Annotated in this window: 21 protein-coding genes and 1 pseudogene; 5 read left to right on the top strand and 17 right to left on the bottom strand. The window is 69.8% G+C overall.

Features of this window, described 5'->3' with window-relative positions; translation table 11 throughout:
* Positions 1-31: 31 nt before the first annotated feature.
* Both cpt and G3I71_RS10610 read right to left on the bottom strand, forming a co-directional pair.
* Positions 32-592 carry a chloramphenicol phosphotransferase CPT gene (gene cpt / locus G3I71_RS10615; RefSeq protein WP_164313705.1) on the bottom strand — a complete coding sequence of 187 codons (561 nt, stop codon included), beginning with the start codon at positions 590-592 and terminating at the stop codon, positions 32-34.
* A gap of 57 nt (positions 593-649) precedes the next feature.
* Positions 650-814 (bottom strand): hypothetical protein, encoded by a 165-nt coding sequence (locus G3I71_RS10610; protein ID WP_164313504.1) that lies wholly within the window; start codon positions 812-814, stop codon positions 650-652.
* Positions 815-1,267: 453 nt separating this feature from the next.
* Here G3I71_RS10610 and G3I71_RS10605 point away from each other — a divergent pair, with 453 nt between their 5' ends.
* Positions 1,268-2,200 (top strand): DUF1353 domain-containing protein, encoded by a 933-nt coding sequence (locus tag G3I71_RS10605; RefSeq protein WP_164313704.1) that lies wholly within the window; start codon positions 1,268-1,270, stop codon positions 2,198-2,200.
* A 490-nt stretch (positions 2,201-2,690) separates the two neighbouring features.
* On the opposite strand, the gene G3I71_RS10600 is transcribed toward G3I71_RS10605, so the two are convergent.
* The 9 genes from G3I71_RS10600 to G3I71_RS10560 form a co-directional block, all read right to left on the bottom strand.
* Entirely contained in the window at positions 2,691-3,356 is a 666-nt protein-coding gene (locus G3I71_RS10600) for a class I SAM-dependent methyltransferase (RefSeq protein ID WP_164313703.1), read from the bottom strand.
* A gap of 58 nt (positions 3,357-3,414) precedes the next feature.
* A complete protein-coding gene (locus G3I71_RS10595; protein ID WP_164313702.1) occupies positions 3,415-3,714 on the bottom strand; it encodes a hypothetical protein in 300 nt (99 codons plus the stop codon).
* Between the two features lie 335 nt (positions 3,715-4,049).
* Entirely contained in the window at positions 4,050-5,045 is a 996-nt protein-coding gene (locus tag G3I71_RS10590; protein WP_164313701.1) for a DUF4232 domain-containing protein, read from the bottom strand.
* A gap of 138 nt (positions 5,046-5,183) precedes the next feature.
* The gene (locus G3I71_RS10585) at positions 5,184-6,068 is read right to left on the bottom strand and encodes a carbohydrate ABC transporter permease (RefSeq protein ID WP_164313700.1); all 885 of its coding nucleotides are present in this window, start codon (positions 6,066-6,068) and stop codon (positions 5,184-5,186) included.
* On the bottom strand, positions 6,065-7,084 hold the full coding sequence (locus G3I71_RS10580) for a carbohydrate ABC transporter permease (protein WP_164313699.1): 1,020 nt from the start codon (positions 7,082-7,084) through the stop codon (positions 6,065-6,067). The genes G3I71_RS10585 and G3I71_RS10580 overlap by 4 nt, the downstream gene beginning before the upstream one ends.
* Before the next feature lie 2 nt (positions 7,085-7,086).
* Complete coding sequence (locus G3I71_RS10575; protein ID WP_164313698.1) at positions 7,087-8,463, bottom strand: extracellular solute-binding protein; 1,377 nt, start codon at positions 8,461-8,463, stop codon at positions 7,087-7,089.
* A 144-nt stretch (positions 8,464-8,607) separates the two neighbouring features.
* The gene (locus tag G3I71_RS10570; RefSeq protein WP_343242907.1) at positions 8,608-9,303 is read right to left on the bottom strand and encodes a peptidyl-prolyl cis-trans isomerase; all 696 of its coding nucleotides are present in this window, start codon (positions 9,301-9,303) and stop codon (positions 8,608-8,610) included.
* Positions 9,300-13,679 carry an NEW3 domain-containing protein gene (locus G3I71_RS10565; protein WP_164313697.1) on the bottom strand — a complete coding sequence of 1,460 codons (4,380 nt, stop codon included), beginning with the start codon at positions 13,677-13,679 and terminating at the stop codon, positions 9,300-9,302. Before G3I71_RS10565 ends, G3I71_RS10570 begins: the two co-directional genes overlap by 4 nt.
* Positions 13,680-13,881: 202 nt before the next feature.
* The gene (locus G3I71_RS10560) at positions 13,882-14,766 is read right to left on the bottom strand and encodes a MurR/RpiR family transcriptional regulator (RefSeq protein WP_164313775.1); all 885 of its coding nucleotides are present in this window, start codon (positions 14,764-14,766) and stop codon (positions 13,882-13,884) included.
* 257 nt (positions 14,767-15,023) lie between these two features.
* Between G3I71_RS10560 and G3I71_RS10555 the strand changes: the two genes are divergently transcribed.
* The 3 genes from G3I71_RS10555 (at position 15,024) to G3I71_RS10545 (ending at position 16,408) form a co-directional block, all read left to right on the top strand.
* Entirely contained in the window at positions 15,024-15,794 is a 771-nt protein-coding gene (locus G3I71_RS10555) for an SIS domain-containing protein (protein WP_164313696.1), read from the top strand.
* Between the two features lie 61 nt (positions 15,795-15,855).
* A complete protein-coding gene (locus tag G3I71_RS10550) occupies positions 15,856-16,122 on the top strand; it encodes a type II toxin-antitoxin system Phd/YefM family antitoxin (protein WP_164313695.1) in 267 nt (88 codons plus the stop codon).
* A gap of 22 nt (positions 16,123-16,144) precedes the next feature.
* Positions 16,145-16,408: a type II toxin-antitoxin system RelE/ParE family toxin gene (locus tag G3I71_RS10545; RefSeq protein WP_164313774.1), complete on the top strand. Its 264-nt coding sequence runs from the start codon at positions 16,145-16,147 to the stop codon at positions 16,406-16,408.
* On the opposite strand, the gene G3I71_RS10540 is transcribed toward G3I71_RS10545, so the two are convergent.
* The 5 genes and pseudogenes from G3I71_RS10540 to G3I71_RS10520 form a co-directional block, all read right to left on the bottom strand.
* On the bottom strand, positions 16,396-17,124 hold the full coding sequence (locus G3I71_RS10540; RefSeq protein WP_164313694.1) for a hypothetical protein: 729 nt from the start codon (positions 17,122-17,124) through the stop codon (positions 16,396-16,398). The two genes, G3I71_RS10545 and G3I71_RS10540, sit on opposite strands and share 13 nt — an antisense overlap.
* Positions 17,125-17,262: 138 nt before the next feature.
* Positions 17,263-17,613 (bottom strand): annotated as a pseudogene (locus G3I71_RS10535) (pentapeptide repeat-containing protein); the annotation flags it as partial.
* Positions 17,614-17,775: 162 nt separating this feature from the next.
* The gene (locus tag G3I71_RS10530) at positions 17,776-18,705 is read right to left on the bottom strand and encodes a hypothetical protein (protein WP_164313692.1); all 930 of its coding nucleotides are present in this window, start codon (positions 18,703-18,705) and stop codon (positions 17,776-17,778) included.
* 310 nt (positions 18,706-19,015) lie between these two features.
* Positions 19,016-19,504: an NUDIX domain-containing protein gene (locus G3I71_RS10525; protein WP_164313691.1), complete on the bottom strand. Its 489-nt coding sequence runs from the start codon at positions 19,502-19,504 to the stop codon at positions 19,016-19,018.
* Between the two features lie 91 nt (positions 19,505-19,595).
* Positions 19,596-20,642: an acyltransferase gene (locus tag G3I71_RS10520; RefSeq protein ID WP_343242906.1), complete on the bottom strand. Its 1,047-nt coding sequence runs from the start codon at positions 20,640-20,642 to the stop codon at positions 19,596-19,598.
* 426 nt (positions 20,643-21,068) lie between these two features.
* On the opposite strand from G3I71_RS10520, the gene G3I71_RS10515 reads away from it, so the two are divergent.
* The gene (locus G3I71_RS10515; RefSeq protein ID WP_239149054.1) at positions 21,069-22,283 is read left to right on the top strand and encodes an AI-2E family transporter; all 1,215 of its coding nucleotides are present in this window, start codon (positions 21,069-21,071) and stop codon (positions 22,281-22,283) included.
* Positions 22,284-22,372: 89 nt separating this feature from the next.
* Here the strand turns inward: G3I71_RS10515 and G3I71_RS10510 are convergent, their stop codons facing one another.
* Positions 22,373-23,008: a TetR family transcriptional regulator gene (locus G3I71_RS10510; RefSeq protein ID WP_203729833.1), complete on the bottom strand. Its 636-nt coding sequence runs from the start codon at positions 23,006-23,008 to the stop codon at positions 22,373-22,375.
* Positions 23,009-23,069 lie beyond the last annotated feature (61 nt).

The following is a 23,069-nucleotide window of genomic DNA, read 5'->3' as shown; positions in this document are numbered from 1 at the left end:
ACGGACTGAGGGAGATGGTGGGGGTGCCCGATCAGCCGATCCGGGCCTCGTCGTCGTGGAGGCGGGCCGCGATGGTTCGCGCGCACGCCAGGGACTCGGTGCGCGACGTGTCGACCTCCAGGTCGTAGACGACGCCCTCGTGGACGACGGCCGCCTGCGCGGCGGCCATCCCCAGGGCCCGGTCTCCCCGGGCGACCTCGCGGCGCGCGGCTACGGCGGTCTCGCACCGGACGCCGACCCACAGCACAGCGGGTTCGCCCAGTGCACCCCCTTCGCCGAGAGCCTTGCGCCACCGCTGCTGGGACGCCGCTCCGCCGAGGAAGACGTCGTCGATGACGACTCGGGCGCCCGCCCGGACCATCGCCACGACACCTTCCCGCCAGGCCGCCTCCAGCGCCAGGAAGTCCGCCCCGATGCTCACTTCGCCGTTCGTCGTGATCGCGATCCCCGCGTCCGACTCCCGCATCCTCGCGGGCAGGGCGTCGACGAACGAGTCGCACCCGAACGCCAGCCACGGCTCCGGCAGTTCGGCCTGCAGACACCGTACGATCTCGGACTTCCCGGAGCTGGAACCACCGTTGAGAATGACCATCTGCACTTGAGTCTGAACCTGAAACTGAGCCCGAACCGGAATCGCCACCGCCTCACACTAGGGCGCCCGCCGCGAGGAACGAAACGAATTCCGGCCGGAGCGTGCCAGGAAGGTGGCGACGGTTCGCCCGGCCCCTTCGCCGGGTTCCCGCACCAACCGCGCGGTGATCACGAGTCCGGCCCGCTTCAGCGACTCGGCGATCCGCTCGGTCGTGCGCGGCATCGGCATCAGCTTCGCCGTACGGCCGAGCTGATTCCCTTGCAAGGCAACCGCGCAGGCGGGAAGGTGCATATGGGTGTCAACAGGCACGGGTGCCGCGTGTCGCCCGCCCACCGCCGCCGCGGCACGGTATCGGTCAGTGGACCGCGACCAGCTTTGGCTTTCACCTCGCTCGCGACGGGTGGCCGACTCGATGCCACCCGCGCGCAGCCGGGGCCGCGCAAGAGCTGCACCACGGTCGTGATCTCCGAACAGCGACAGCCGTCGCCCTGGACAACTCGCCAGGAGGCCGGACAGCGGCGCCGAGGGTGCCGGGTGACCGCTGGAAGAGAAGGAGTGTGAACCCGTGGTCGAGAGGGAGGTACGCATGTCAGCGTCCGACGGCTTCTTGGTGACCGACGGCCTACCGGTGCCCGACCGGTGCAACAGGTGGACCTGGGCCTACAGGGCCGCGCGATGATCCAGGATGCCGAGCAGCCGATTGCCCCGGATGCCGCTCGGTTCTACGACGGTGGCGTCGACGCTGATGAGGGACAGCCGGGAGTACCGCCCGACCCTGCCTGTCCTCCCCGGATCGAGCTGGTTCGGACCACCGAGAACGGCTGCGAAGAATTCAAGATGCTGCGCCGCATCGCCTACAACGACGAGCACCTCGGCGAGCTCCTGGTGCCCCGGAGGACCCGCACTTTCTGCAGCGACCTGACTTCGGTGCCCACGCTCTTCACCTGGCTCGTGCCGAAGACCGGGGAGCACCTCCCGGCGGCGTTGCTGCACGACGGACTGGTCCACCCGCCAGGGGACCCGACGTACACCTCGACCGACAACCACGTCGTAACACGTGAGCAGGCCGACCGCGTATTGCGCGACGCGATGGGGCACGCCGGCACCAAACTGATCCGGCGGTGGCTGATCTGGTCGGCCGTGGCGATGGTGACGATGCTCAACGGCAAGGGAACGGGCTGGTCGAATCGGCGCAAGTGGTACTACCGCCTGGCTGTGGGCGTGACGCTCTCGCTGGTCTTGGCGCTCGGCATCTACGCGTTCATCGACCTGTTCGACCTGTGCGACGCGAACATCCCGAAGCTGCCCTGGATGGGAGACCGGCCGTGGTTCGTCGAGGTCGTCGGAGGGTTGGCGGGCGCGATCGTGATCCCGCTCGTGCTGGCGCTGTTCTGGGGGCGCTTCCGGATCGCCGGCGCGGTTGTGGGGGTGAGTCTCGCGGTGCTGCTGCCCGTCACGGTCGCTCTGCTCGTCCCCACCGGGATCTACCAGGTGCTGGAGTTCACGGCGAAGGCGACGAAGGCGGCACGCTGGCCGGCACTCGTGGTGGGGGTGGTGGCGCTGGTGGTGTGGCTCGCGCTGTCCGGCACTGCGCTCTTCCAGAAGTGACAGCAGAGCTCGGAGCGAGAACTGTGCGAACCCCAGTCCGGGAAGCGGCCCGTGGCGGGCCGGGCTGACCTTCACGGTGCCAAACCCATGGGCGCGCCGCACGCCGTAGCAGTGGGATCGCGGCCGCAGCCGTCCGGGTTCTGACGCCGGACAACGAACGGGGCCCGTCCGGTGTACGGACGGGCCCCGTGATCGAGCGCCGGGCAGGCCTTGCACCTGCATTTCCCCGCAGGAAGCGGGGCGTCTTTCCTTGGACCACCAACGCACAACCAGCCACCCCGAGTTGCGGCGACCAGCTCAAGATCCAGTTTACCGCATACGGGCAGCGCTCTGCCCACAGGAAGGCCCTGACCCAGACCTGTTCCGCTGAGACGTGCCCGTCTACGGCGTGCCCGTCCAGGGCGTGACGGCGGGCCGCTCGTGCCGGGGGCGACGTACTACCGATACACGGCCCCACCGGAGTTCGGCCGGCTCGCGATCCAGCTCGATTTCAAGGTTTCCGGGCCAGGAAGGTGGCGACTCTCCTCCGGGCGCCCTCGTCGGGCTCCTGGACAAGTCGCGCCGTGATCACGAGTCCGGCCCGGTCCAGCAACTCGGCGATCCGCTCCACCGGCAGCAGATGGGACTCGTAGGACACCGGATGGCCGCCGTGCCCCTGGGTCGGACGCAGACGCAGATACTCGTCGTCTCCCACGTAGCCGGCCAGCATCAGGAGGCCGCCGGGTGCGAGAGCGCGGTGGAACTCGGCGTACATGACGGGTAGTTGCTCGGGTGGTGTGTGGTGGGTGGAGTAGTAGGCGAGGATGCCACCGAGTCCGTTGCCCGGAAGTGGGAGAGCGGTCATCGAGCCCACGGCGAAGCTCAGGTGGGGGTGGGCCCGGTGGGCCAGTTCGATCATCTTCGGGGACAGGTCGACGCCGAACGCGGGCACGCCCAGGGCTGCCAGGTGCGCGGTCACCTTGCCGGGTCCGCATCCCAGGTCCGCGACCGGGCCGGCGGCGGCCACTCGCAGGGCTTCGGCGAAAGCGGCCAGCATCGCGCGCGACAACGGGTCCAACTCCGCCGGTTCCTTGACCAGTCGGGCGTAGTCGGCGGCGACGGTGTCGTACGAGTCGCGGATGGCGGTGAGGTGGGAGGGGGAGAGGCCGTGGGTCACGCGGGGACTCTAGGCGAGGGGGCCGGTCACGGCGCCCCCCAGTCGGCCGTCCGCGCGGTCAACGGTGCCGACCGCCCTTCTCTGAGGATCCGGGTCGGTCGCCTTCGTGCATGGTCAGTCGTATGCGGTGACGGAAGCGGATCAGCAGATGTGTGGCGACGCCGACCGGGACAAGGACATGGACGAGCCATGACGTGCGCCTTTTGATGTCGGTCCAGGACGTTGCCGTGTCCCAGGCGTGAGGCAGGCCCAGGAGAGTGACCGAGGCCAGCATGGAGAGGACGACCGACGCCAGCAAGGCGATAGCCACCCAGCGAGCGAGCCCCAGCCACCACACCTTCGCGGCATTTCGATCCATGCTGCCTCCCCCGGCTTCCGTGCGGGCATTGTCGCCCACGACCGGCGACCGGCGACACGATGTTGACAAGTATCCAGCGGCGCTCGGAGGTTGATCAGGCACACAAGGCCGCTTGACGATCCAGAGGAGCATCAGCCGGACCGTGGGTCTTCGGGCTCGCGGTGGGCCGCAGTCGAGCCGGCTGAACCCCATGAGACGCCGGGCGGGTTGCGCTGCCTCACGCACGCCTTACGCCCTGGTCCCGGCGGGGGAATCCCCTCCGTGGACCGGTGCCCGCTTCATGATCCAGAGCCGAGATCCACCTCACCGGTTCACGATCTTCCGAGACAGACCACCTAGCGCTCCGCCTTTTCCCACGGTCTGACCCCGAGTTTTCCGGTGGTTCCGAGGTCGAGGTGCGGCGTCACCGTCACCGGGTCGGCGCCGGCCTTCGCCCGGACTCGTACATAGGGCGCGTTCACCGGCGTGCCGGACTCGGTGGTGTTGCGCCAGACCAGGCTGGCGATCGCCGACTCGCCGGGGCTGAGTGTGACGGGACGGGGCTGGTTGTCGGGCCCGGCGCCGGTGCTGATCTCGTTGCTGCCGTCGAGGATCTTGATGCCGTCGACGGGCTTGAGATCGCTGTCCAGGAGTTCCAGCAGCGGGTAGCCCTCGACGGTGTAGTCGCGCGTGCCGCAGTTGTCGAGATGCAGGCCCACGACGCGCAGTCCCATGGCCGCGTCGCCCTTGTCCGCGCTGACCCGGATCCCGGAGGCGGGACACGTGCCCGGGTCGGCCGGCGCCTCACTCGCGGGCACCTTGGTCACTTCGAGCACCTTGGCCTGCGTCACCCTTGGCGCGGCGGGCGGCAGTTCCCCGACCTGGACCCTGCCCCGCACGGTCTTCCCGGGGCCGACGTCGCGCACGGTCGCGGACTGGGCGGCCACGGCCGCGCCGTCACCGCTCATGAAGGTGAAGACGACCCAGTAGGTCAGGGTCTCGGTGCCCTTGTTGGTGACCTCGTAGGTGGCCATGATCCCCGAGTCCGCGCCGGGGTCGAGGCTGTCGGCGGAGACGGAGTAGCTGCGGGTGGGCGAGGGAGAGGTCGGGGGCGAGGGTGAGGTCGGGGGCGAGGTCGACGGGAGGGTCAGGGAGGTGATCCGTACGCCGTCCTTGCCCGGATCGTCGACCTGCACAGGGGACGGCGATTCGGCCGTGCCGGCGCCGGTGTTCCCGGTGCCCGCGTGTTCCGTCCCGCAGGCCGTGAGCAGCAGAGCGGTCGCGGCGAGGGCCGACAGGAAGGGGGCGGTCCTGGCGAGAGCCGGGCGGCGGAGGGGGGCGCGTCTACGCATCCGGCCATCTGATCAGGGTGTGAACCCGGCGCCTGTGATGGAGGCCATAGTTCCGGCCACAGGGGTGTCACAAGGCCGGCGGACATCGAGGCACACGATGTCTCCCCACCCGCCCCTCGTCCTCAAAGCCTCACAACTTCACAGCTTCACGGCCCCCGAAGCCACCCCCCGGTAGAACCACCGCTGCGTGATCACGAACAGCACCAGCACCGGGACCACGGAGATCACCGAACCGGCCATGACCATCCGCTGGTCGTAGCCGAACGACGAGCTCTGCAGGCGTGAAAGCCCCAGTGTGAGCGTCATGTTGCTCTCGGAGCGCAGCACGATCAGCGGCCACAGGAAGTCGTCCCAGGCGCTGATGAAGGTGTTGATGACGACCACCATGATCGCGCCCCACGCGGACGGCAGATACAGGTACTTGAAGCGTTGCCACTCGTTCGCGCCGTCCAGCATCGCCGAGTCCTCGATCTCGCGCGGGACCGCGAGGAACGCGCCGCGCATCAGCATCACGTTGATGGCGCCGACGAAGCCCGGCAGCCACACGCCGGCCAGGCTGTCGACCAGGCCCAGGTCGCGGATGCTGATGAACAGCGAGACCATGATCGACTCGAAGGGGAACATCATCGAGGCGATCAGCACCACCCAGACCGCCCTGCGGCCCTTCCAGGAGGGCTTGGAGAGCATGTAGCCGGCCGTCGTGGAGAAGACCAGCTGGCTGGTGACCGACAGGGCGACCACGATCAGGCTGTTCTTGATGTACGACCACACCGGCACCTGGTCGAAGACCGTCCGGTACGCGCGCAGGGTCGGGTCGTGCGGCAGCAGGGTGGCGTTCGCGCCGAAGACGTCCTCGCTCGTGCCCTTCAGGGAGGCCAGCAGCTGCCACAGCAGCGGGCCCACGGTGAGGCCGAGCACCAGGAGGAGGAACAGATAACGGACGGCCAGCTCGCGCGGGCGGCCGTAGTCACGCCAACGCGGCATCAGGCGACGGCCCTTGGTCTCGACGACGGTCGTCGTCATGACTCGTCCTCCTTGGTCAGGCGCTGCGCCAGCAGGGTCAGGCCCAGGGTGAGTGCGAACAGGGCGACGCTGACGGCCGAGCCGTAGCCGGCGTTGCCGGTGATCGGGTCCAGGCCGACGTCCCGGATGTAGAACGGCAGGGTGCGGTCGGCGCCGCCGGGGCCGCCGGTGGAGCTGCCGAGCATGTAGATCTCGGTGAAGACCCGCAGGGAGCCGATGCCGGTGAGGGTGCCGACGAGCATCATGGCCGTCCGGACGCCGGGGATCGTGATGTTCCAGAAGCGGCGGACCGCGCCGGCGCCGTCCATCTGCGCGGCCTCGTGCAGTTCCTTGGGCACGTTCCCGAGGGCGGCCAGGTAGAAGACCATGTACCAGCCAAGGCCCTTCCACAGGGTCAGGCCCATCGCGGAGAGCAGGATCAGCCACGAGTCGGAGAGGAAGGGGATCGCCGACCTGATCAAGTGGGCTTTCTCCAGCCAGGTGTTGACCAGGCCGTCGTCCGCGAGCAGCCACTGCCAGCTCAGGCCCACGACCACGCTGGAGGCGAGCACCGGCGTGTAGAAGGCGGAGCGGAAGAAGCCGATGCCGGGCAGGTTCTTCTCCACCAGGACGCCGAGCATCAGCGGCAGCAGCACCATCAGCGGCACGACGATCACCGCGTACAGGATGCTGTTGCGGGTCGCGAGCCAGAAGTCGTCGTCCTGGAGCATCCGCGTGTAGTTGTCGAGTCCGACGAAACCCGCGGCGCCGCCCAGCGGCTTGGCGTTGGTGAACGACAGGAGGACCGTGTTGAGGAAGGGGAACACCCCGAAGACCACCGCGCACACGATCGCGGGGGCGGTCCACAGCCACGGCAGCCACCAACGGCGGTACATGGCCGCTCCGTTGGCCCCGGGAGCGGGACCGGGCAGCGCGGCCCTGGCGATTCGGCGGAGGTGGGACGGGGCCGGGCCCGGGCCCGGCGTGGAGGTCAGGGGCTCCACGCCGGACACCGGGTTCGTGATCTGTGCCGTCACCGTCAGCTGCCCTGCTTCAGCAGCTCGTTCGACTTCTCCTGGGCGTCCTTCACGGCGTCCGCCGCGCTCTTCTTGCCCTGCATGGCCAGCTGCACCTGGGACACGATGGCGTTCTGCACGGCCGGGGAGAGGTTGGTCTGGTTGGTGGAGGCCGTCTTGAGCTGGTCGGCGACGAGCTTGCGGGCCTGGGAGAACGGGTCGGTACCGGTGACGGTCTGGAAGAACGGGTCGTTCAGCGACTCGGTGGTGGTCGGGAAGATCACCACGGCCGGGTCCTTGCACCAGGCCGTCTGGTTCTCGGCGTTGGTGAGGAACTCAGCGAACGCGAGCGCCACCGGGGCGTGCTTGCTGGTCGCGGCGACCGAGATGAACTGCGGGGCGCCGGCGGAGGCGACGCCGAGGGCGTCGTAGGGCTGCTGGCCGACGGCCGTCTCGGCATAGACCGACGGGCTGTTCTGCTTGACGAACCGCACGAAGCTCGGGTTCGTCGAACCGTAGGCCACCTTGCCCTGGCTGTAGAGCGTGGACGGGTCGTTGCTGGAGGACAGCGAGTCCTTCGGCATCGCGCCCTCCTTGTAGAGCTTCGCCATCCACTCCACCCACTGGGTGGTGCGCGGGTCGTCGCCGAAGACGGCGGACTTGCCGTCGGTGGAGAGGACCTTGATGCCCATCTGGTCGAAGTCGGCCGGGATGCGCCAGATGGGGTTGGCCATCGTCGCGAAGTACTTGCCGTCGGAGGCCTTGGCGATCTTCTCGTAGTCGGCGAAGAGCCCGAAGATGCTCGTCGGTGCCTTCGCCGGGTCGATGCCGGCCTTCTCCAGCAGGTCCTTGTTGTACGTCAGGAGGACGCCGCCGGTGTACCAGGGCAGCGTGGTGTGGATCGACTTGCCGGAGGCGTCCGCGAAGGTGGCGGTTTTCCAGAACGACGGGACGAAGGGCTTGGAGGCGGCCGGGTCCTTGGTGCCGATGTCGAGCAGGTAGCCGGCCTTGGTGAGGGCGGTCGCCGTCGGCGCGTTGACGTTGATGACGTCGGCCATCGTGCAGGCCTGGGCGTCGGCGACGGTCCGGTTGGTGAAGGTGTTGTCGCCGGGGTCGTCGATCCACTTGACCTTGGTGCCGGGGTGGGCCTTCTGGAAGTCGGCGATCACGCCGTTGAAGAAGTCGCCGAAGTCCTTCTTCAGGTTGGTGGTCTGGAAGGTGATCGTGCCCTTGACATCACCGGTGAGCTTCCCGGAGCCGACGTTGCCCTTGTCGACCGAGCAGCCGCCCGCGGTGGCGCCGCCGCTGTCGTCGGAGCCTCCGGAGAGGCCGCATCCGGCGGCCGTCAACGTCAGTACGACGAGACAGGACAGGGATCCGGTCAGTCTTCTTGCGCGCATTGCTGCTGCCCTCCAGGATGCTGGTTTGATTCACCAACTTCGACTCCGAATGATGAAAATGTGGACCAGAATTCATCGGAGGTCAATGGGGTGCCGTGTTGCTTTTAGGTTCCGGCCGGGAACGAGGCCCGTCCGACGGCCGCTTCAGTGGCGGTGCTCGTGGTCGGGTTGGGACGGGTCCCCGGGGTGCTCGTGCCCGGGCGCGTACACCACGTCCACCCGCGCCAGGTCGAGCCACGAGAAGAAGGCACGCCGACCCGCCGCCTGCCTCAACTCGCCCTCGATTCCCGCCTTCACCTGCTCGTACGGCAGGAAGTCGGCATCCCTCGGCTCACCGAAGGGCCCGCCGAAGGGGTCGACTCCGCGCCGCATCGCGGCCTGGGTGAGGAACCGGTCCCGGTTGCGCTCGTAGTACTCCCACAGGGCCGCCTCGGGGATGCTCTGGTGCCCTTCGAGGTGCCCCAACAGCGCCCGCGCGGCGGCGGAGTAGGCCAGCACGACCGCGACGATGCTCCCGAGTCCGGCGACATCCGCCTCCGGAACGGCGGTCAGTACACCTGCCCGGGGTGGTTCCGGAGGCTTCAGCCCCCGCTCCGCACACGCCCGCCGCGCGAGAACGTCCGCCACGACCACCTGGGTTGCCCAGCGCCGCCGCTGCCGCTCCGCCCGCGCAAGCGCCTCGGGCCGCGCCCTGTCGCCATCGCGCGCCGGTACGGCCGCCAGGACCGCGTCGACCTGCTCCCGGGCGATGGGCTCACCGCGTACGAGGGCACAGGCGCCCTCGGGCGGATGTGGATGTGGATGTGGATGTGGATACCCGTGCCCATGTTGCTCGTTCACGGTGTCACCTCCAGGACCACGGCCTCTGTGTACGCCACGCACCCGTGCCAGCCGACCTTCGCCATCAGCCAGTACGACCCCGGCGCCAGCGCCCCGCCGTCCACCTCGATCCCGCACTCCACCGACTCCCCGGCCGGTACGGCGAACCCCCGCACCCCGGGCCCGACCCCCGCCCACGTCCCCCACGAGGACACGGCCCACAACGTGCCGTTGATCTCCCCGAGGGTGGTGTTGCGCAGGCTCACGGGAACTCGTATGCGCTCCCCACGACGCACGACGACCCGGTCAACTCCGAGTGTTGTCAACAGAGTTGGGCCGGTACGCCCATCCGGCGCGCCCTCCGCCACGGCGCCCGGGACATCCAGGGCCACGACATCCTCGTACATCTGACCGCCGTACGGCAGGCGGGCGGTGAGCCAGTGGCGGCCGGGTGAGGCGTCCTCCGGTGGGGTCACCGTCACCTCGGTGAGGGTGAAGCCGGCGGGGCCTAGCGCGTACGGCAGCTCGGCCGGTTCGGCGGACCAGCCGGGCGGGACGCCGAGGGCCAGCGTGCCGGAGACGGGGGAGTCCGTCAGCTCGGAGCTGATGCGGATCGTCGCCGTTACCGGCCCGGAGGCGGTGAGGGCGCTGGGGGAGAGATAGACGGCGACGGGCAGGTTGCCGCGCGGGGCCGGGCCCGAGTTGTGCAGCCAGTAGCGGGTGGGGACGGGCTGGGCGGGCTCGTACGCGTCGATCGCTTCGATCGTCTCGATGCCCACGCCCTCAACAGTCGGTGTACTGGCGGGAGTCATGAGTACGGTGGCGATCTCGAAACCCGTCAGGTCGGCCCCGATGACACCCTTCGCATCCGGGGTCAGCGGTTCCCCGGGTGTCTCCAGGACGTCGGCACGGGCGCCGTCCGTCCACGCCACCGGCCCGCGCACCAGCGCCGACGTCGACCGGCCGTTCACCTCGTGCATCCGCACGACGACACCGCGCCCCGGATCGGCGGGCGCCACGCTTCCCCGGGCGAGCGGCGACCCGGCGGGCTTGAGCGCGTCGAGAAGCACCTCACCGGCGGGTTCGAGGCTCAACAGGGTTGTGGTGCGCGGAAGTTCGCCACCCTCCGAAGGCACCTCCGAAGGCACCTCCGAAGACACCTCCGAAGACACCTCTGAGGACACCTCCGACGACAACGCGACCGGCGAATGCTGCCGCAGCCGTGCCCGCAACGGATGGTTGTACGCGTGCCCCGCCTGCGGCAGCCGCAGCTCGCGCCAGTCGCCGGTGCCGCCGACGACGGCGTACTCGAAGGTGTGCGACCAGCGTTGGAGCTGGAAGGCGGAGCCGTCGGGGGCGGTGCGGCGGGGCGGGTCGACCCAGAAGCCCGACGGCCAGCCGGTGCAGGAGCGCATCAGTGACATGTAGAGGTCGCCGGAGGGTGTGATCACGCAGCCGGGTGTGCCCCGGTTGAGGACGGCGAAGCCGGTGCCGTCCCAGGTGTCGCCCGGCGGCAGCGCCTCGCCGCCCCCGGCCGCCGTGGCGTGGACGACGGCGTCGCCGAGGTCGGCGATCAGCGCGTCCACCGCCTTGGCGTCACCCTCCGGACCGCTGCCCGCCACCACGAGCAGCGGCAGCCGCTCCAGATCGCGCAGGTCGGCCCCGGGCACCCACTCCTCACGCAGGCCGGCACGCGGCGCGACCCATACGACGGCGACGCCCGACTCGGTTATCTGGCGCCGGAGTTCGCGTCCGGCGGCCGGGTCCATGCCGAGGGCCTCGGCGACGACGGAGTTGCGGTCGGGGGCGCCCACGGCGATCCGGATGTCGGGGAGGTTGGAGTCGATCTCGAGGTCGCCGTAGCGCTGGCCGTCGGCGATCGTCGAGGTGGCCGTCACCCCCACCCGGACGAGGGCGGCGGCGAGTTCGGCACCGAGTTCACCGGCCTCGCTCCAGGACGGGTAGACCAACTCGGCCACACCGATGGCCCGTTGGCCGAGGAGCGCGCCGGAGTCGTCGTGCACGGCCACCCGGGCGGTGCTCCCCAGCCCGAACCAGTTGTTCGCCGGGTTGTCGAGCGTCCACGGGAACTGTGCGCTGTCCACCTCCACGAACCCGAACCCGCGCCCGATGACCGCGTCGGCCACTTCGTGCACGGGCAGCCCGCCCTGGACGTTCGAGGGCCAGCGGACCCGGATGAGCCGGTCGGAACCGTCGTACCCGTCGACGGTGGTCGACACGTCCAGCCGGTCGACGCCCTTCCACAGGGTCAACCGCTGGGTGTAGGTGAAGAGTTGACCGAGGGTGGCGGTGACGGTGATGCGTGCCCCGGCGGCCGAGTGCTCGACACGTACGTCCGCGTCGGTGATGTCGCGGCTGCGGGCGGCCGTCGTCCCGGTCGGGGTGAGATGCCAGGGCCCCTCACCGAACTTCGGGTGCGCCGGATACTCCTCCTGCACGACCAGCTCGTTGCCGATGTCACCGGCGCGCAGCAACTCCCGTCCACCCTCGGTGAGTTGACGCAGGCTGCGGACGCCACCGCCGCGACCGGGGTCGACCGTCACCTCGTAGAACTCGTTGCGGATGGTCAGTCCGTCGCCCGGAGTCCAGCCGGGAACCGAACCCTCCCCGAGCGGCAGCGCCTTGAGCCCGAGGCCGGGTACGTCGGGCACCACCACCCGAAGCTCGCCACCCTCCTCCCGTACGGCGGGCAGCGGCAGCCCCGTCGTGTCGTCGAGGGGGACGAGGCCGTCGGGGAGGTCGGTGGTGAGGGTGTCCCGGCGCTGCCAGGTCGCGGAGTTGAGGACGACGAGGTCGGGGCCGCCGCCGGGCAGCGGGGTCACCCGGTCGGCGAGGGTCTGGGTGGCGTCGGTGTGCACGGACTCGGCGAGGTCGTACAGCTCGCGCCAGCCGGTCATCAGGTCGATGTAGACCTGGTCGGACTCGGAGCCGGTGACCGCGTCGTGGTGGGCGCCGTAGATCAGCTGCCGCCAGGCCTTGTCGAGCGCGGCGTCGGGATAGGCGCGCCCGGTGACGAGGGAGGCGAGTGTCGCCCAGGCCTCGGCGTCGGCGAGGAGTGTCTCGCCGTACCGCTGGGCCTGCTTGGTGTCGATGTACGAGACGTCCTTGCCGGTGTAGACCGGGTTCATGTCCCGTGTCTGCGGCGAGGCCCTGCGCCCCTCGGCGGCGAGTTCGGCGCGTACGGCGGCGAAGAAGTCGCGGGGGATCGCGGAGACGAAGCGCGGCCAGACGTACCGCTCGTTCCAGTCGCGGTGGATGGCCATGACCCAGCGGCAGGGCGGCGCGTAGTCGCCACCGACGGGGAGAAGGACGTTGCGGGTGAGCGCGACCTTCTTCAGCCCGGTGAACAGCTTGAGGGCCGCCGCCTCGGCTTCGGGCAAGCCGGGCGCGTTGTCGATGGCCCAGCCGGCGGCGTAGTGGTTGACCATGTAGGCGGTGAGGAGGCCGCGTCCTGAGGGGGCGATCCAGTCGAACTCGGCCTGGAACTGCATCCGTTGGGGGTCGCGGGGTTCGTCCCCGAAGACCGACATGGTGGGCCCCCACTGGTGGAAGGGTCCACGGGCCCAGGAGCTGGAGGAGAGCCCCGCGTCGGCCATCAGCCCCGGGAACTGGGGGTCGTGCCCGAAGGCGTCCAACTGCCAGGCGGTGTGCGGGTCGGCGCCGAGGATCCCGCGCTGGAAGCCGTCGCCGTAGAGGGCGTTGCGTACGGTCGCCTCGGCGCCGGTGAGGTTGGTGTTGGGCTCGTTGTACGTGCCGCCCATGATCTCGACGCGCCCGGTGCGCAGCAACTGCCGTAGGAACGCGCGCTCTTCGGGGAAGGCGTCCCAGTACGGCTTCAGGTAGTCCACCTCGGCGAGCACGAAGGTGTACGCGGGGTCGCGGCGCGCGAGGTCGATGTGCGCGCGGACGAGGCTGATGCCCGACTGGCCGCGCCAGTCGTAGGTGCGGGCGGGCAGCCCGGAGATGGCCGGGTCGTCGACGTCGTCCCAGGTCTCGGTGTAGGCGGCCTGGGTGTTCCACCAGACCGGGTCGTAGTGGAAGTGGTTGACCATGAACATGGTCCAGCCGGGCTCGGCGACGAGGAGGCAGCCGGTGAGCGAGGCCCGCTGGTCGGGGTCGGTCGTGTCCTCGGCGGTGACGGTGACGTGGGTTCGCTCGCCGGGGGGCAGGTCGCAGACCACCGGTATCTCGACGCGGAGGGTGCCGTCGTCACCGACGGTCGCGAGCGTCTCCCCGTCGGCGCGGACGCCGGGGCCTTCGGCGGTGAGACGGACCGTACGGCCGGCGGTGTGACCGATCCCGGCGGCCACCACCTGACGCGGGTGCTCGGCACTGCCGACGAACAGCTCGGTCGACTCGACTGAGGTGACGCGCATGGGTCTCCTACGAGGCCTACGGGAGAAACGGGGGAACGGGGGAACCGGGGAACGGGGGAACGGCTGGGCCCAACGGGGGTCATCGTGGCACCGTTCGGATGGTTCAAACAACCATCTTCAAGTTTTCTTGGTGGTTCATCCATGCAAAAGCCGCCCCGGGAGGAAATGACCCGAGGCGGCTTACAGGCGGTTCTGTGACTGCTCAGCGTGCGCGGCGGGACTTCACCGCGTGCTCCCTGGCGATGTGGTCGGTGAGGGCGAGGGAGGCGCTGGCGCGCTGGTAGGAGAGCTGGGCGACCCGGACGTACAGCAGGTCGATGAGGACGAGCACGGAGTGGCGGGCGCCGATGCTCTCGGTGCGGAAACTGGTCTCCGAGGAGGACGAGATGAGCCGTACGTCGGCGGCGCGGGCCAGCGGCGACTTCGGATCGGCGGTGATGGCCACGGTGGTGGCGCCGCGCTGCTTGGCCAGTTCGAAGGGCTCGATGGTCTCGCGGGTGGAGCCGGAGTGCGAGATGCCGATGGCGACGTCGGCAGGGGTGAGGAGGGCGGCGGAGGTGAGGGCGGCGTGCACCTCGGTCCAGCCGCGCACCGCGCACCCGATGCGGAAGAGCCGCGTCTCGGTCTCCTGGGCGACGGCTCCACTGCCGCCGACGCCGTACACGTCGATGCGGCGGGCGCGGGCGGCGGCCTGGCCGGCGCGCTCGATGGAGTCGAGGTCGATACGGTCGATGGTCTGCTGGATGGCACGGAGATCGGCGCTGCCGACGACCTGGACGACCCGCTCCAGGCTGTCGTCGGGTGAGATGTCGGGCCCGATCTCGGCGGTGCCCCAGTCGGAGACCTCGCCGCGACCGCGCTCCTGGGCCAGCTCGATGAGGAGATGCTGGTAGGAGTCGAGGCCGATGGCACGGCAGAACCGGGTGACCGTGGCCTGGGAGGTGCCGGTACGCCGGCCCAGCTCGGCGGCCGAGCAGTGGGTGACGGCGGCGGGATCCTCGAGGATCAGCTCACCCACCTTCCGCAGGGAGCCGGCGAGGCGCGGCAGCTCCGTACGGATGAGGGTGGTGACGTCGGTCGGGGGCATCCCGTTGCCGGAGCCGGTCCGTTCCATGGGGTAACCGATCTCCTCGGCGCTGTACTGGCGGTACTGCAGATGGCAGAGACGAATGTATCAGCCACCGTCTGTGGGGCAGTTTGAATTCCAGGACCAGGAGACGCCGGGAGAGGCCAAGCGCGGTGGGGCGAGACCGGGAGGCGTTGCTCGCAGCCCGTACACTGTGATTTATTGATTCACCGATAGCGATATAGCGGGTGGTTCAATCCACCGGTGGGGAGTGTCGAGTGTCCGTCGAGTCCGTCAGCGCTCAGGGGTTCGCGCGCGAGAGCCGGGCCGTTCTCGACCGCATCACCGGGTCGGAGGCGGTCCAGGAGTCGGTGACCCGCGCCGCCGGGCTGATCGCGGACTGCATCCGCGCGGACGGCGTCATCCAGGCCTTCGGTACGGGCCACTCCCAGGCCCTCGTCCTGGAACTGGCGGGCAGGGCCGGCGGCCTCGTCCCCACCAACCGCCTGAGCATGGCCGACCTCGTCCTCTACGGCGGCGGCGACCCCAGCGTCCTCGACGACCCCCTCCTGGAACGCAAGCCGGGCATCGCCGGGCGCCTGTACGAACTCGCCGCGCCGCACCCGTCCGACCTGTTCGTGATCATCTCCAACTCGGGCGTCAACAACGTCATCGTCGAGATGGCCCTCCGGGCGAAGGAACGCGGCCACAAGATCCTCGCGATCACGTCCCTCACCCACACCCGCACGGTCCCGGCGGGCCACGCCGGCGGCAAGAAGCTGGCCGACATCGCGGACGTGGTCCTCGACAACGCGGCCCCCACGGGCGACGCGCTCCTCGAACTCCCGGGCGGGGGTGCGGTGTGCGCACTGTCGACGCTGACCGGCGTGATGCTCGTACAGATGGCGGTCGCGGAGACGGCGGCGGCACTGATCGAGGCGGGCGAGCGTCCGCCGGTGTACGTGTCGGCGAACGTGCCCGGGGGGTTCGAGGGGAACCTGGGGCTGGAGCGGCATTACGGGCGTCGGATTCGGCGGCCGGCGAGCTGAGCGACGTACGCGGCGACGCCCGCCGTTGTGTACACATGGCACACCCGGTACCTTTGAACGTATGACGCAGATGCCCATAGAGTCCATCCGTGACGTCCGCGCGCACCTTGCCGAAGTCGTCGAGCGGGCCGAGCGCGATGACCAGCCCACCGTGATCACGCGACGAGGAAAAGAAGTCGCCGCCGTCGTCTCGATCGATGTCCTGCGCAAGTACCAGCAGTGGGAAGAGCGCGAGATCAACCGCATCATCGACGAGCGGATGGCGAACCGCTCGGCCGGCGTCCCCATCGAGGACATCATGAAGGAGACGCTGGCACGCAGTGAATGAGCACAGCGTGAATGAGCACAGCGTGAATGAGTACCGCACCGTCTTCCGGCCCGAGGCGCAGGCCGAGCTTCGGAAAGTCCCCCGCGACATGGCGCTGCGCATCCTGGCCAAGCTGACGGAACTGGAGAGCGACCCACTCGGATTCAGTACCACGGCGCTCGTGTCCCAGCCCGATCGCCGTCGCCTCCGGATCGGCGACTACCGCGTCATCTACACCATCGACAACGGCGAACTGGTCGTGTGGGTCGTACACGTCGGACACCGCTCTACGGTCTACGGAACCTGAGGTTCTGAGGGAGTGCCGTCCTCGCCCTCCGGCGGTTCGGTGATGGTGATAGTGACGTTGATGGCGCGCAGGGTGTCGGCCGCGGTGCGGGCCTGCGCGGCCTGGTGTCGGTGTTCGGTGGCCTGCTGGGCTCGGTGATGCTGTTCGTGTTCGTCGACGAGGGCGTCCTCGGCTTCGGCCAGTGCCTCGGCCGCCGCTGCGGCCTGCTCGCGCAGCCGATCGGCCGTGGCCTGCAGGACGTCGAGCGGCACCGGGCCCCGCGCAGCCATCCGCGTGGTGGAAACGTCTGTCTCCCGGTCGATGGCTTCCTGTTCCCGCAGGTCCGTCGCATCCGTCCGGCGCAGTGCCGCCGCGCTGCGGTCCAGGCGCTCCTGGCCGGCTGTCAGCCGTTCCTGGGTCCGGTCGATCCGCTCGTACGAGCGCCTGCGCACGCTGGGAGCCGGAGCCCCCGCCGCACGACGCCGTATGTCCAGGCGACTCTCCTGAGTGGCGAGCTGGTCCTGCCACGTGTCCACAGCGGCTTCCCGCTCATCGGCGCTGGTTTCCCGCCTGTCGGCAGTGGCCTCCCGCTCATCGGCGGTGGCCTCACGGACGTCAGCGGTGCGCCCTCGCTCGTCGGCCACCCGCTGTTGTTCGTCGGCCTCTTGCCCGGGCTTGTCCGGGGACGGTGCGGCATCACTCGTAGTGGACGGACCGTCCAGCGGGTCAGTGGCCATGCTTGCAGTATGCGCCGGTCTCAAGACATACGGAGGAGCGCGCGTGGCCTGCCGGGAGTGGACGCCCGAGGCCATGGAAGCGGGCGCCCACTGAGTGACGTCCGTATCTCACTGGCATTGATCAAGAGATCGGTGGAACTACCAGTGTGTGGGGCGGCTGAGGGCCGACGGCAGTTTCGTGCTGATGTCGCCCTTGGCCGCGTCGAGTTGGGGCTGGGTGAGGAAGATGCTGCCGGTGAGGTTGGCGTCTCGTAGGTCGGCGCCGATGAGATCGGTCCCCCGCCGATCCTTCCTGTCCTTCTTGCGGCCGGTGACCTTGGCCCGTACGAGTTCGCTCGTGCGCAGCAGCAGGGCGTTGACGTCGCCCCGGGGTGCCGCCATGTCCAGTTCGGTGAGTTCCTGGGCACTCCCACGAGTGAGGTGTTCGGTCTTCTCCAGCGCGATGCGCAGGTCGCCGTGGAGGGGGCGGGCGGGTGGCAGTGCAGTCGACCAGTTCACGCAGCCGGTCCCCGTCCTGCCTGAGCGGGGCGAGGCCGCCGAGCGGCTTCACCGCGTGGCAGAGCGAATCCACCTGCTCGGGCGTCATGTCGTACTCGTAGCCGATGTCCCCGACGCTCTCACCGGCCTCCCAGAGGTCCTCTTCCCGAGCCATCAAGCCGCCTCGGCGATCCTGCAGTCGCGGCACGCGGAGGGCTCCGCCGCCCGGAACGCCCGTTCGCAGCCGTCGCAGGTCTGCCAGCGGAGGGCGGGGAGCAGGGGTGCGGCGGCCGGTAGGGCGCTCGGGGGTGCCGGGAGCGGGGCTTCGCGCAGCCGGTACGCCAGTACGCGTGCCGGGCGGGCACGGAAGGGTGCGGGGAGGCCGGTGGTGAGCGCCTCGGTGATCTCCTCGGGGCGGAGTCCCTGCGCGAGCCACTCGCTGACCGCCGGGGCCAACTCGGCGACCTCGCTGCGGGACAGGATCAGCCTGCGGTCGACGATACGGAGCGAGGCGAGGATGACGACGGCCTGGGGGTCGGCATCGTCGAGGCCGAGCGGGGGAGGGGGCGGCGGCGGAGCAACGGGCGGGAGGTTCGCGGGAGTTGCCGTCGGCGGGTTGTCCTCGGCGGAATCGGGCTCGGGCTCGGAATCGGGCTTGGGCTTGGGCTTCGCCGGTCGGGTGGGCGGCTGTGGAGCAGGGGCCACCCGGTCACCGGCGCCGCGCGGTACGTCGTAGAAGAAGGTCTGTGTACGTACCTTGCCGTTCGGCCCCCTCACCCGGCGCCGTTCCAGATGGCCCGCCGCCTCCAACTCCCGTAGGGCACGCGAGATCAGGATCTCGCCCTCGTCGAAGTGGGCACAGAGGGCGGCGATGCTGATGCGGGCGCCGTCGGGGACGGAGAGGATGTAGGCCGCGACGCCGATAGTGACCGCGCTGCCGCGCCGCTGGGCGAGGGCGTTGGAGATCACCGTGAAGTTGGCGGTGAGGCGGGTGCGTACGTGAATCACACCGTAGGTGGGTGTGCTCGGTGTGTTCGGTGAGTCCGGCGCGTTCGTCGCACCGGAGTTGGCGCACGAGGGCGCGTTAGACTGCGTTTCAGCCATTGGGAAGTCGGTCTCTTCCTGAGCGGTCAGGCCCTCGTTCAGGATTGCCGTCCTGGCGGGGGCCGTCGTTTTGTGAGGTTGTTTCCGGGAACGTAACTCTCCGCACCCACTCGCCGCAACCGCGTCACTCCTGAGAGTGAACGGGGGCGAACAGGTGTGAACGGGCGGGAGGGGGGAGGTAGTTGGTTCTTTTCCCAAAGTCCTTTAGGGGAAAGTCCTTTAGGGGGAGGGCCGTGGCCGCCCGCATCCCGGCGCACAGGGACCCGGTGCGACCGGATCACCGTGCCCGCCCGGAACCCGGTCGGCTCAGTCACGGCGACCACCCGGCCAGCGACATCAAGGGCCCGCCGCCGAGATGGTGACGCAGCGCCCCCGCACTCGTGCGTACGAACTCCCTTGGGAGCGCGTCGACTTCGACCCAGCGGACCTCGGCGTGCTTGTCGGGTTCGCGGTTCTCGGGCTCGCCGGTCCATTCGTGGGTGACGAAGACGACGGTGAGGTAGCCGTTCGGAGCTTCGACGCCCTGGGATCCGTGGACGACGTGCGCGACCTTCAGGGCCTCCGGCTTCACCGTCAGCCCGGTCTCCTCGTACAGCTCGCGCACCGCCGTGCCGGTGATCGGCTCGCCGGGTTCGCTCTTGCCGATGGGCAGATCCCACATGCCCTGCCCGAACTTGGCACGCGGGCCGCGCTGGAGTAGGACGACACGGCCCGCCGCCCGGTCGTGCACGATGACGGCTGCCACCAGCACGGTCATGGAGTCGAAGGCGGGCGCGAGGGGTGTGCTGTGGTCGGTCATGGTGCGCCGGAGTCTAGGGCGGCCCACTGACATCGCGTTCCGTCCGCTGATCCGCGCCGGTGACATACCCCTCGTACCCCCGGAGGGGCCCTTACCCCCGTCGCAGCAAAGGCCGTTCCACCAGCGCGTACGACGCCAGGGCCGCCCCGACCGTCCCCACCATGCCCATCGGCAGCAACTGGTCGTCCGGTACGCCCAGGTCGGAGAGGAGGCGGATGACGGGGTAGTGCCAGAGGTACATCCCGTAGCTGAGGTTGCGGCCTGCCCAGGCCAGGGCCCCGATCGAGAGGAGGCGGGACGGCCACGACTCTGGGAGCAGGTCCAGGGTTGCCACCACCGTGGCCGTCAGGATGGCGGCGACCATGAAGCCGGCCGTGTACCAGGCGGGGTTCCACGCGCTCGCCCCGGCGATCGGGATCTGCCAGGCGACCAGGGCCAACAGGGCGAGCGCGGGCCAGCACAGGCGTCCCGCCCAGCGGCCGAGCAGCGCCAGTCGGGGGTCGTCGGCTCGTAGGCGGGCGAGGACCACGGCCAGCAGGGCGCCGATCAGGAGTTGGTCGGCGCGGGTGTCGGGGCCGTTGTAGATGCGGTGGGCCGCCGTGGGGTCCCAGAGGGCGAGGCGCCACAGCAGCGGCAGGACGCACAGGGCCGCCACCCAGGCCAGTGCCCTCCGTGCCGTGGTGTGCCGTAGAAGCAGGAGGAGCAGGATCGGCCAGGCCAGGTAGAACTGCTCCTCCACTCCCAGGGACCAGGTGTGGCTGAGGGGTGCGGTGAGGTCGGAGTACGGGCCGGACTCACTCGCCCGTACGAGATTGACCACCGACACCGCCGCCAGCGCCGCCGCCTTCCACGCCCCGTCGAACAGCGGCAGCGGAAGCGCCAGGGAGAGGAGCGCGGTGACCGCGCACATCGTCAGCATGGCCGGCCCGAGCCGCAGCCACCGCCGCTTGTAGAACGACCGCAGGCGGATGCCGCCGGTGCGGGCGTACTCGGCGATCAGCAGCCGGGTGATGACGAAACCGCTGAGCGTGAAGAAGACGTCCACGCCGACCGAGCCGCCGGGTACCAGATCCGGCTTCACGTGGTACACGATCACCAGTACGACCGCGACCGTCCGCAGCCCGTCCAGTCCCGCCACCCGCCCGCCACCACGCAGGGCTGACGGAAAACCCCGGCCACCACCGGATCTGCGCCGCGGTTCCGCCACCGGCCCGCGCGGGATCTGCACGCCCTGCGGGCTCCGCTGCGTTGCCGCGTCAGTGACGTCTACCGTGCTCCGGTCGGTGGAGGGGCTCATAACGTCCGCGCCTGCCCCGCCTCGGTGGAGCCACACCCGTTCTTACGGTCTCCACAGCTTCCGCGCCGCTTGTCGGACGCCGTGCCTCCACCCGGATTCCACCAGGATTCCACCCGGATCGCATCCGAACTCCACCCGTCTCCGGCGGCCTCCACGCGTCCGCTCAACCCTGCGGGGCCCACGCCGGTCTACCCTTTCGCCGCGGCACAACACGATCTTCGAAGCGCCGTGGCCAGCGGTCATGCGGGTGAGCGGAGACGAAACAGGATGAACAGCAGCCGTACGGAAGCCCCTCGACGAGTCGGCGCGAGCCGCAACAGCCAGCCGGGGCAACGCGGCACGCGGATACACCGGACGCGTACGAACGTACGCACCACCGGTGTGCCCAAGAACACGCCGTCGCTTCGTGCCGACAGCTACAGCCGCAGTGCCCCCCTGTTGTCGGGGCCCGCCCGGCGTATCGCAGCCGGAAGCGTGCTGCTGCTTCTGGTGAGCGGCGTGATCACCGTGGGTGTGTGGTTCTGCATCACGTTCCAGACCGCCGTCACGCCGATACTGCTCGCGCTGCTTCTGTCGGCCCTGCTCGGCCCGTTCTACCGGCGGCTGGTCAGGATGAGGTTCAACAAGTCGCTCGCCGCCGGGCTGACCTGCGCCGCCGTGATCCTGGTCATGGGCGGGGCCGCGTACATCGTGGTGAACGCCCTGCTCGACACCGGTGACCAGATCATCGACTCGCTGCGGGACGCGGCGAAGGACCTCAGCGAGCGGTTCGACGTGGTCGGCACCGCCCTGGACGAACTCGCCACGAACGCCCAGGACCTGCTGTCCAAGTTCGGCGGTACCGCGGTCTCCGGTGTGCTGAGCGGCGTCAGCCTGCTCACCGAGATGATCGCCACCGGAACGCTCGCGATCCTGCTCCTCTTCTTCTTCCTCCGCGACTCCGACCGGGCCGTCGCATCACTGCACACGCTGGCGCCCCGCGGCTCCGGCGCGACCCTGGAGGTCATGGCCAGGCGCGCCTTCCAGGCGATCGAGGGCTTCATGCTGGGTACGACGATCGTCGCGTTCATCGACGCCGTCTGCATCACCGTCGGCCTGCTGATCCTCCAGGTGCCGGGCGCCATCGGCCTCGGGGCGCTGGTGTTCATCGGCGCGTACATCCCGTACCTGGGCGCCTTCCTGTCGGGCGCGGTCGCGGTCCTCGTCTCGTTCGCGGACGGCGGGCTCACCACCGCGCTGTGGGTCCTCGGCGTGGTCACCCTCGTCCAGCTCCTGGAGGGGAACGTGTTCCAGCCGATGATCCAGAGCCGCACCCTCCAGATGCACCCTGCGGTCATCCTCGTCGCCCTCACCGCCGGCGCCTCCCTCGCCGGCATCCTCGGCATGCTCCTCGCCGTACCGCTGACGGCGGCGGCGTTCGGCGTGCTCTCCGAAATGCGGGGGCGGTACGAGGAAGAGGTGAGCGGTACGAGGAAGGCGTGAGCGGGGGCGCCGGCACGACGCGCTGACCGGGCAACTCACGACGGGTCTCGGCACCACTCCTCAAACACGACAGCTTTCGGCACCGCCCCTCAATGAAGAACCGCCTCGATGGCCGGCGCGAGGCCGTTCTCGATCTCGTCCCGGGTGAGGGCGGTCACCGCCGGGAGGCGCAGCAGGTAGCGGGTCAGCCCCAGGCCGAGGAGCTGGGCGGAGACCAGGCCGGCCCTGCGCCTGGCGGTCTCCGGGCCCAGGGCGGCGGCCAGTGTCGGGGCGACCTGGGTCGCGAAGATCTCGTGCATCCGCGCCGCGGCGTGCTCGTTGGTGACCGCCGAGCGGAGCAGGACAAGCAGCGCCTCGTCGGCCGGGTCGCCTTCCCAGCGGTCGAGGAAGTGCCGTACCAGCACCCGTGCCAGCTCGTCCGCCGGGACGCCGGTGAGGTCCGGCAGGCGCAGGTCGATGGCGAGCGCCGCGTCGAAGAGCTGGGCCTTGTTGCCGAAGTAGCGCATGACCATCGACGGGTCGATGTCGGCGTCGGCGGCCACACCCCGGATGGTGGTGCGCTCGTAGCCCTGGGCCGCGAACCGTTCGCGTGCGGCGCGCAGGATCGCGGCCTTGGTGCGGTCGGAGCGCTTGTCCGTGCTGCCGCCCGTCCCGGTGCCCGTCCCGGTGCCCGTCCCGGTGCCCGTCCCGGTGTCCGTGCTGGTGGGCTCGGTGTGCTGGTTCATGCCAACGACTGTAGGCCAACGAGTGTTGACTTTCCAGCGTGGGCGGGAACATCATGTCAAC

It is taken from the genome of Streptomyces sp. SID12501, assembly GCF_010550245.1.
Lineage (GTDB): Bacteria > Actinomycetota > Actinomycetes > Streptomycetales > Streptomycetaceae > Streptomyces.
This window is presented reverse-complemented; position numbering and strand designations above follow the sequence as displayed.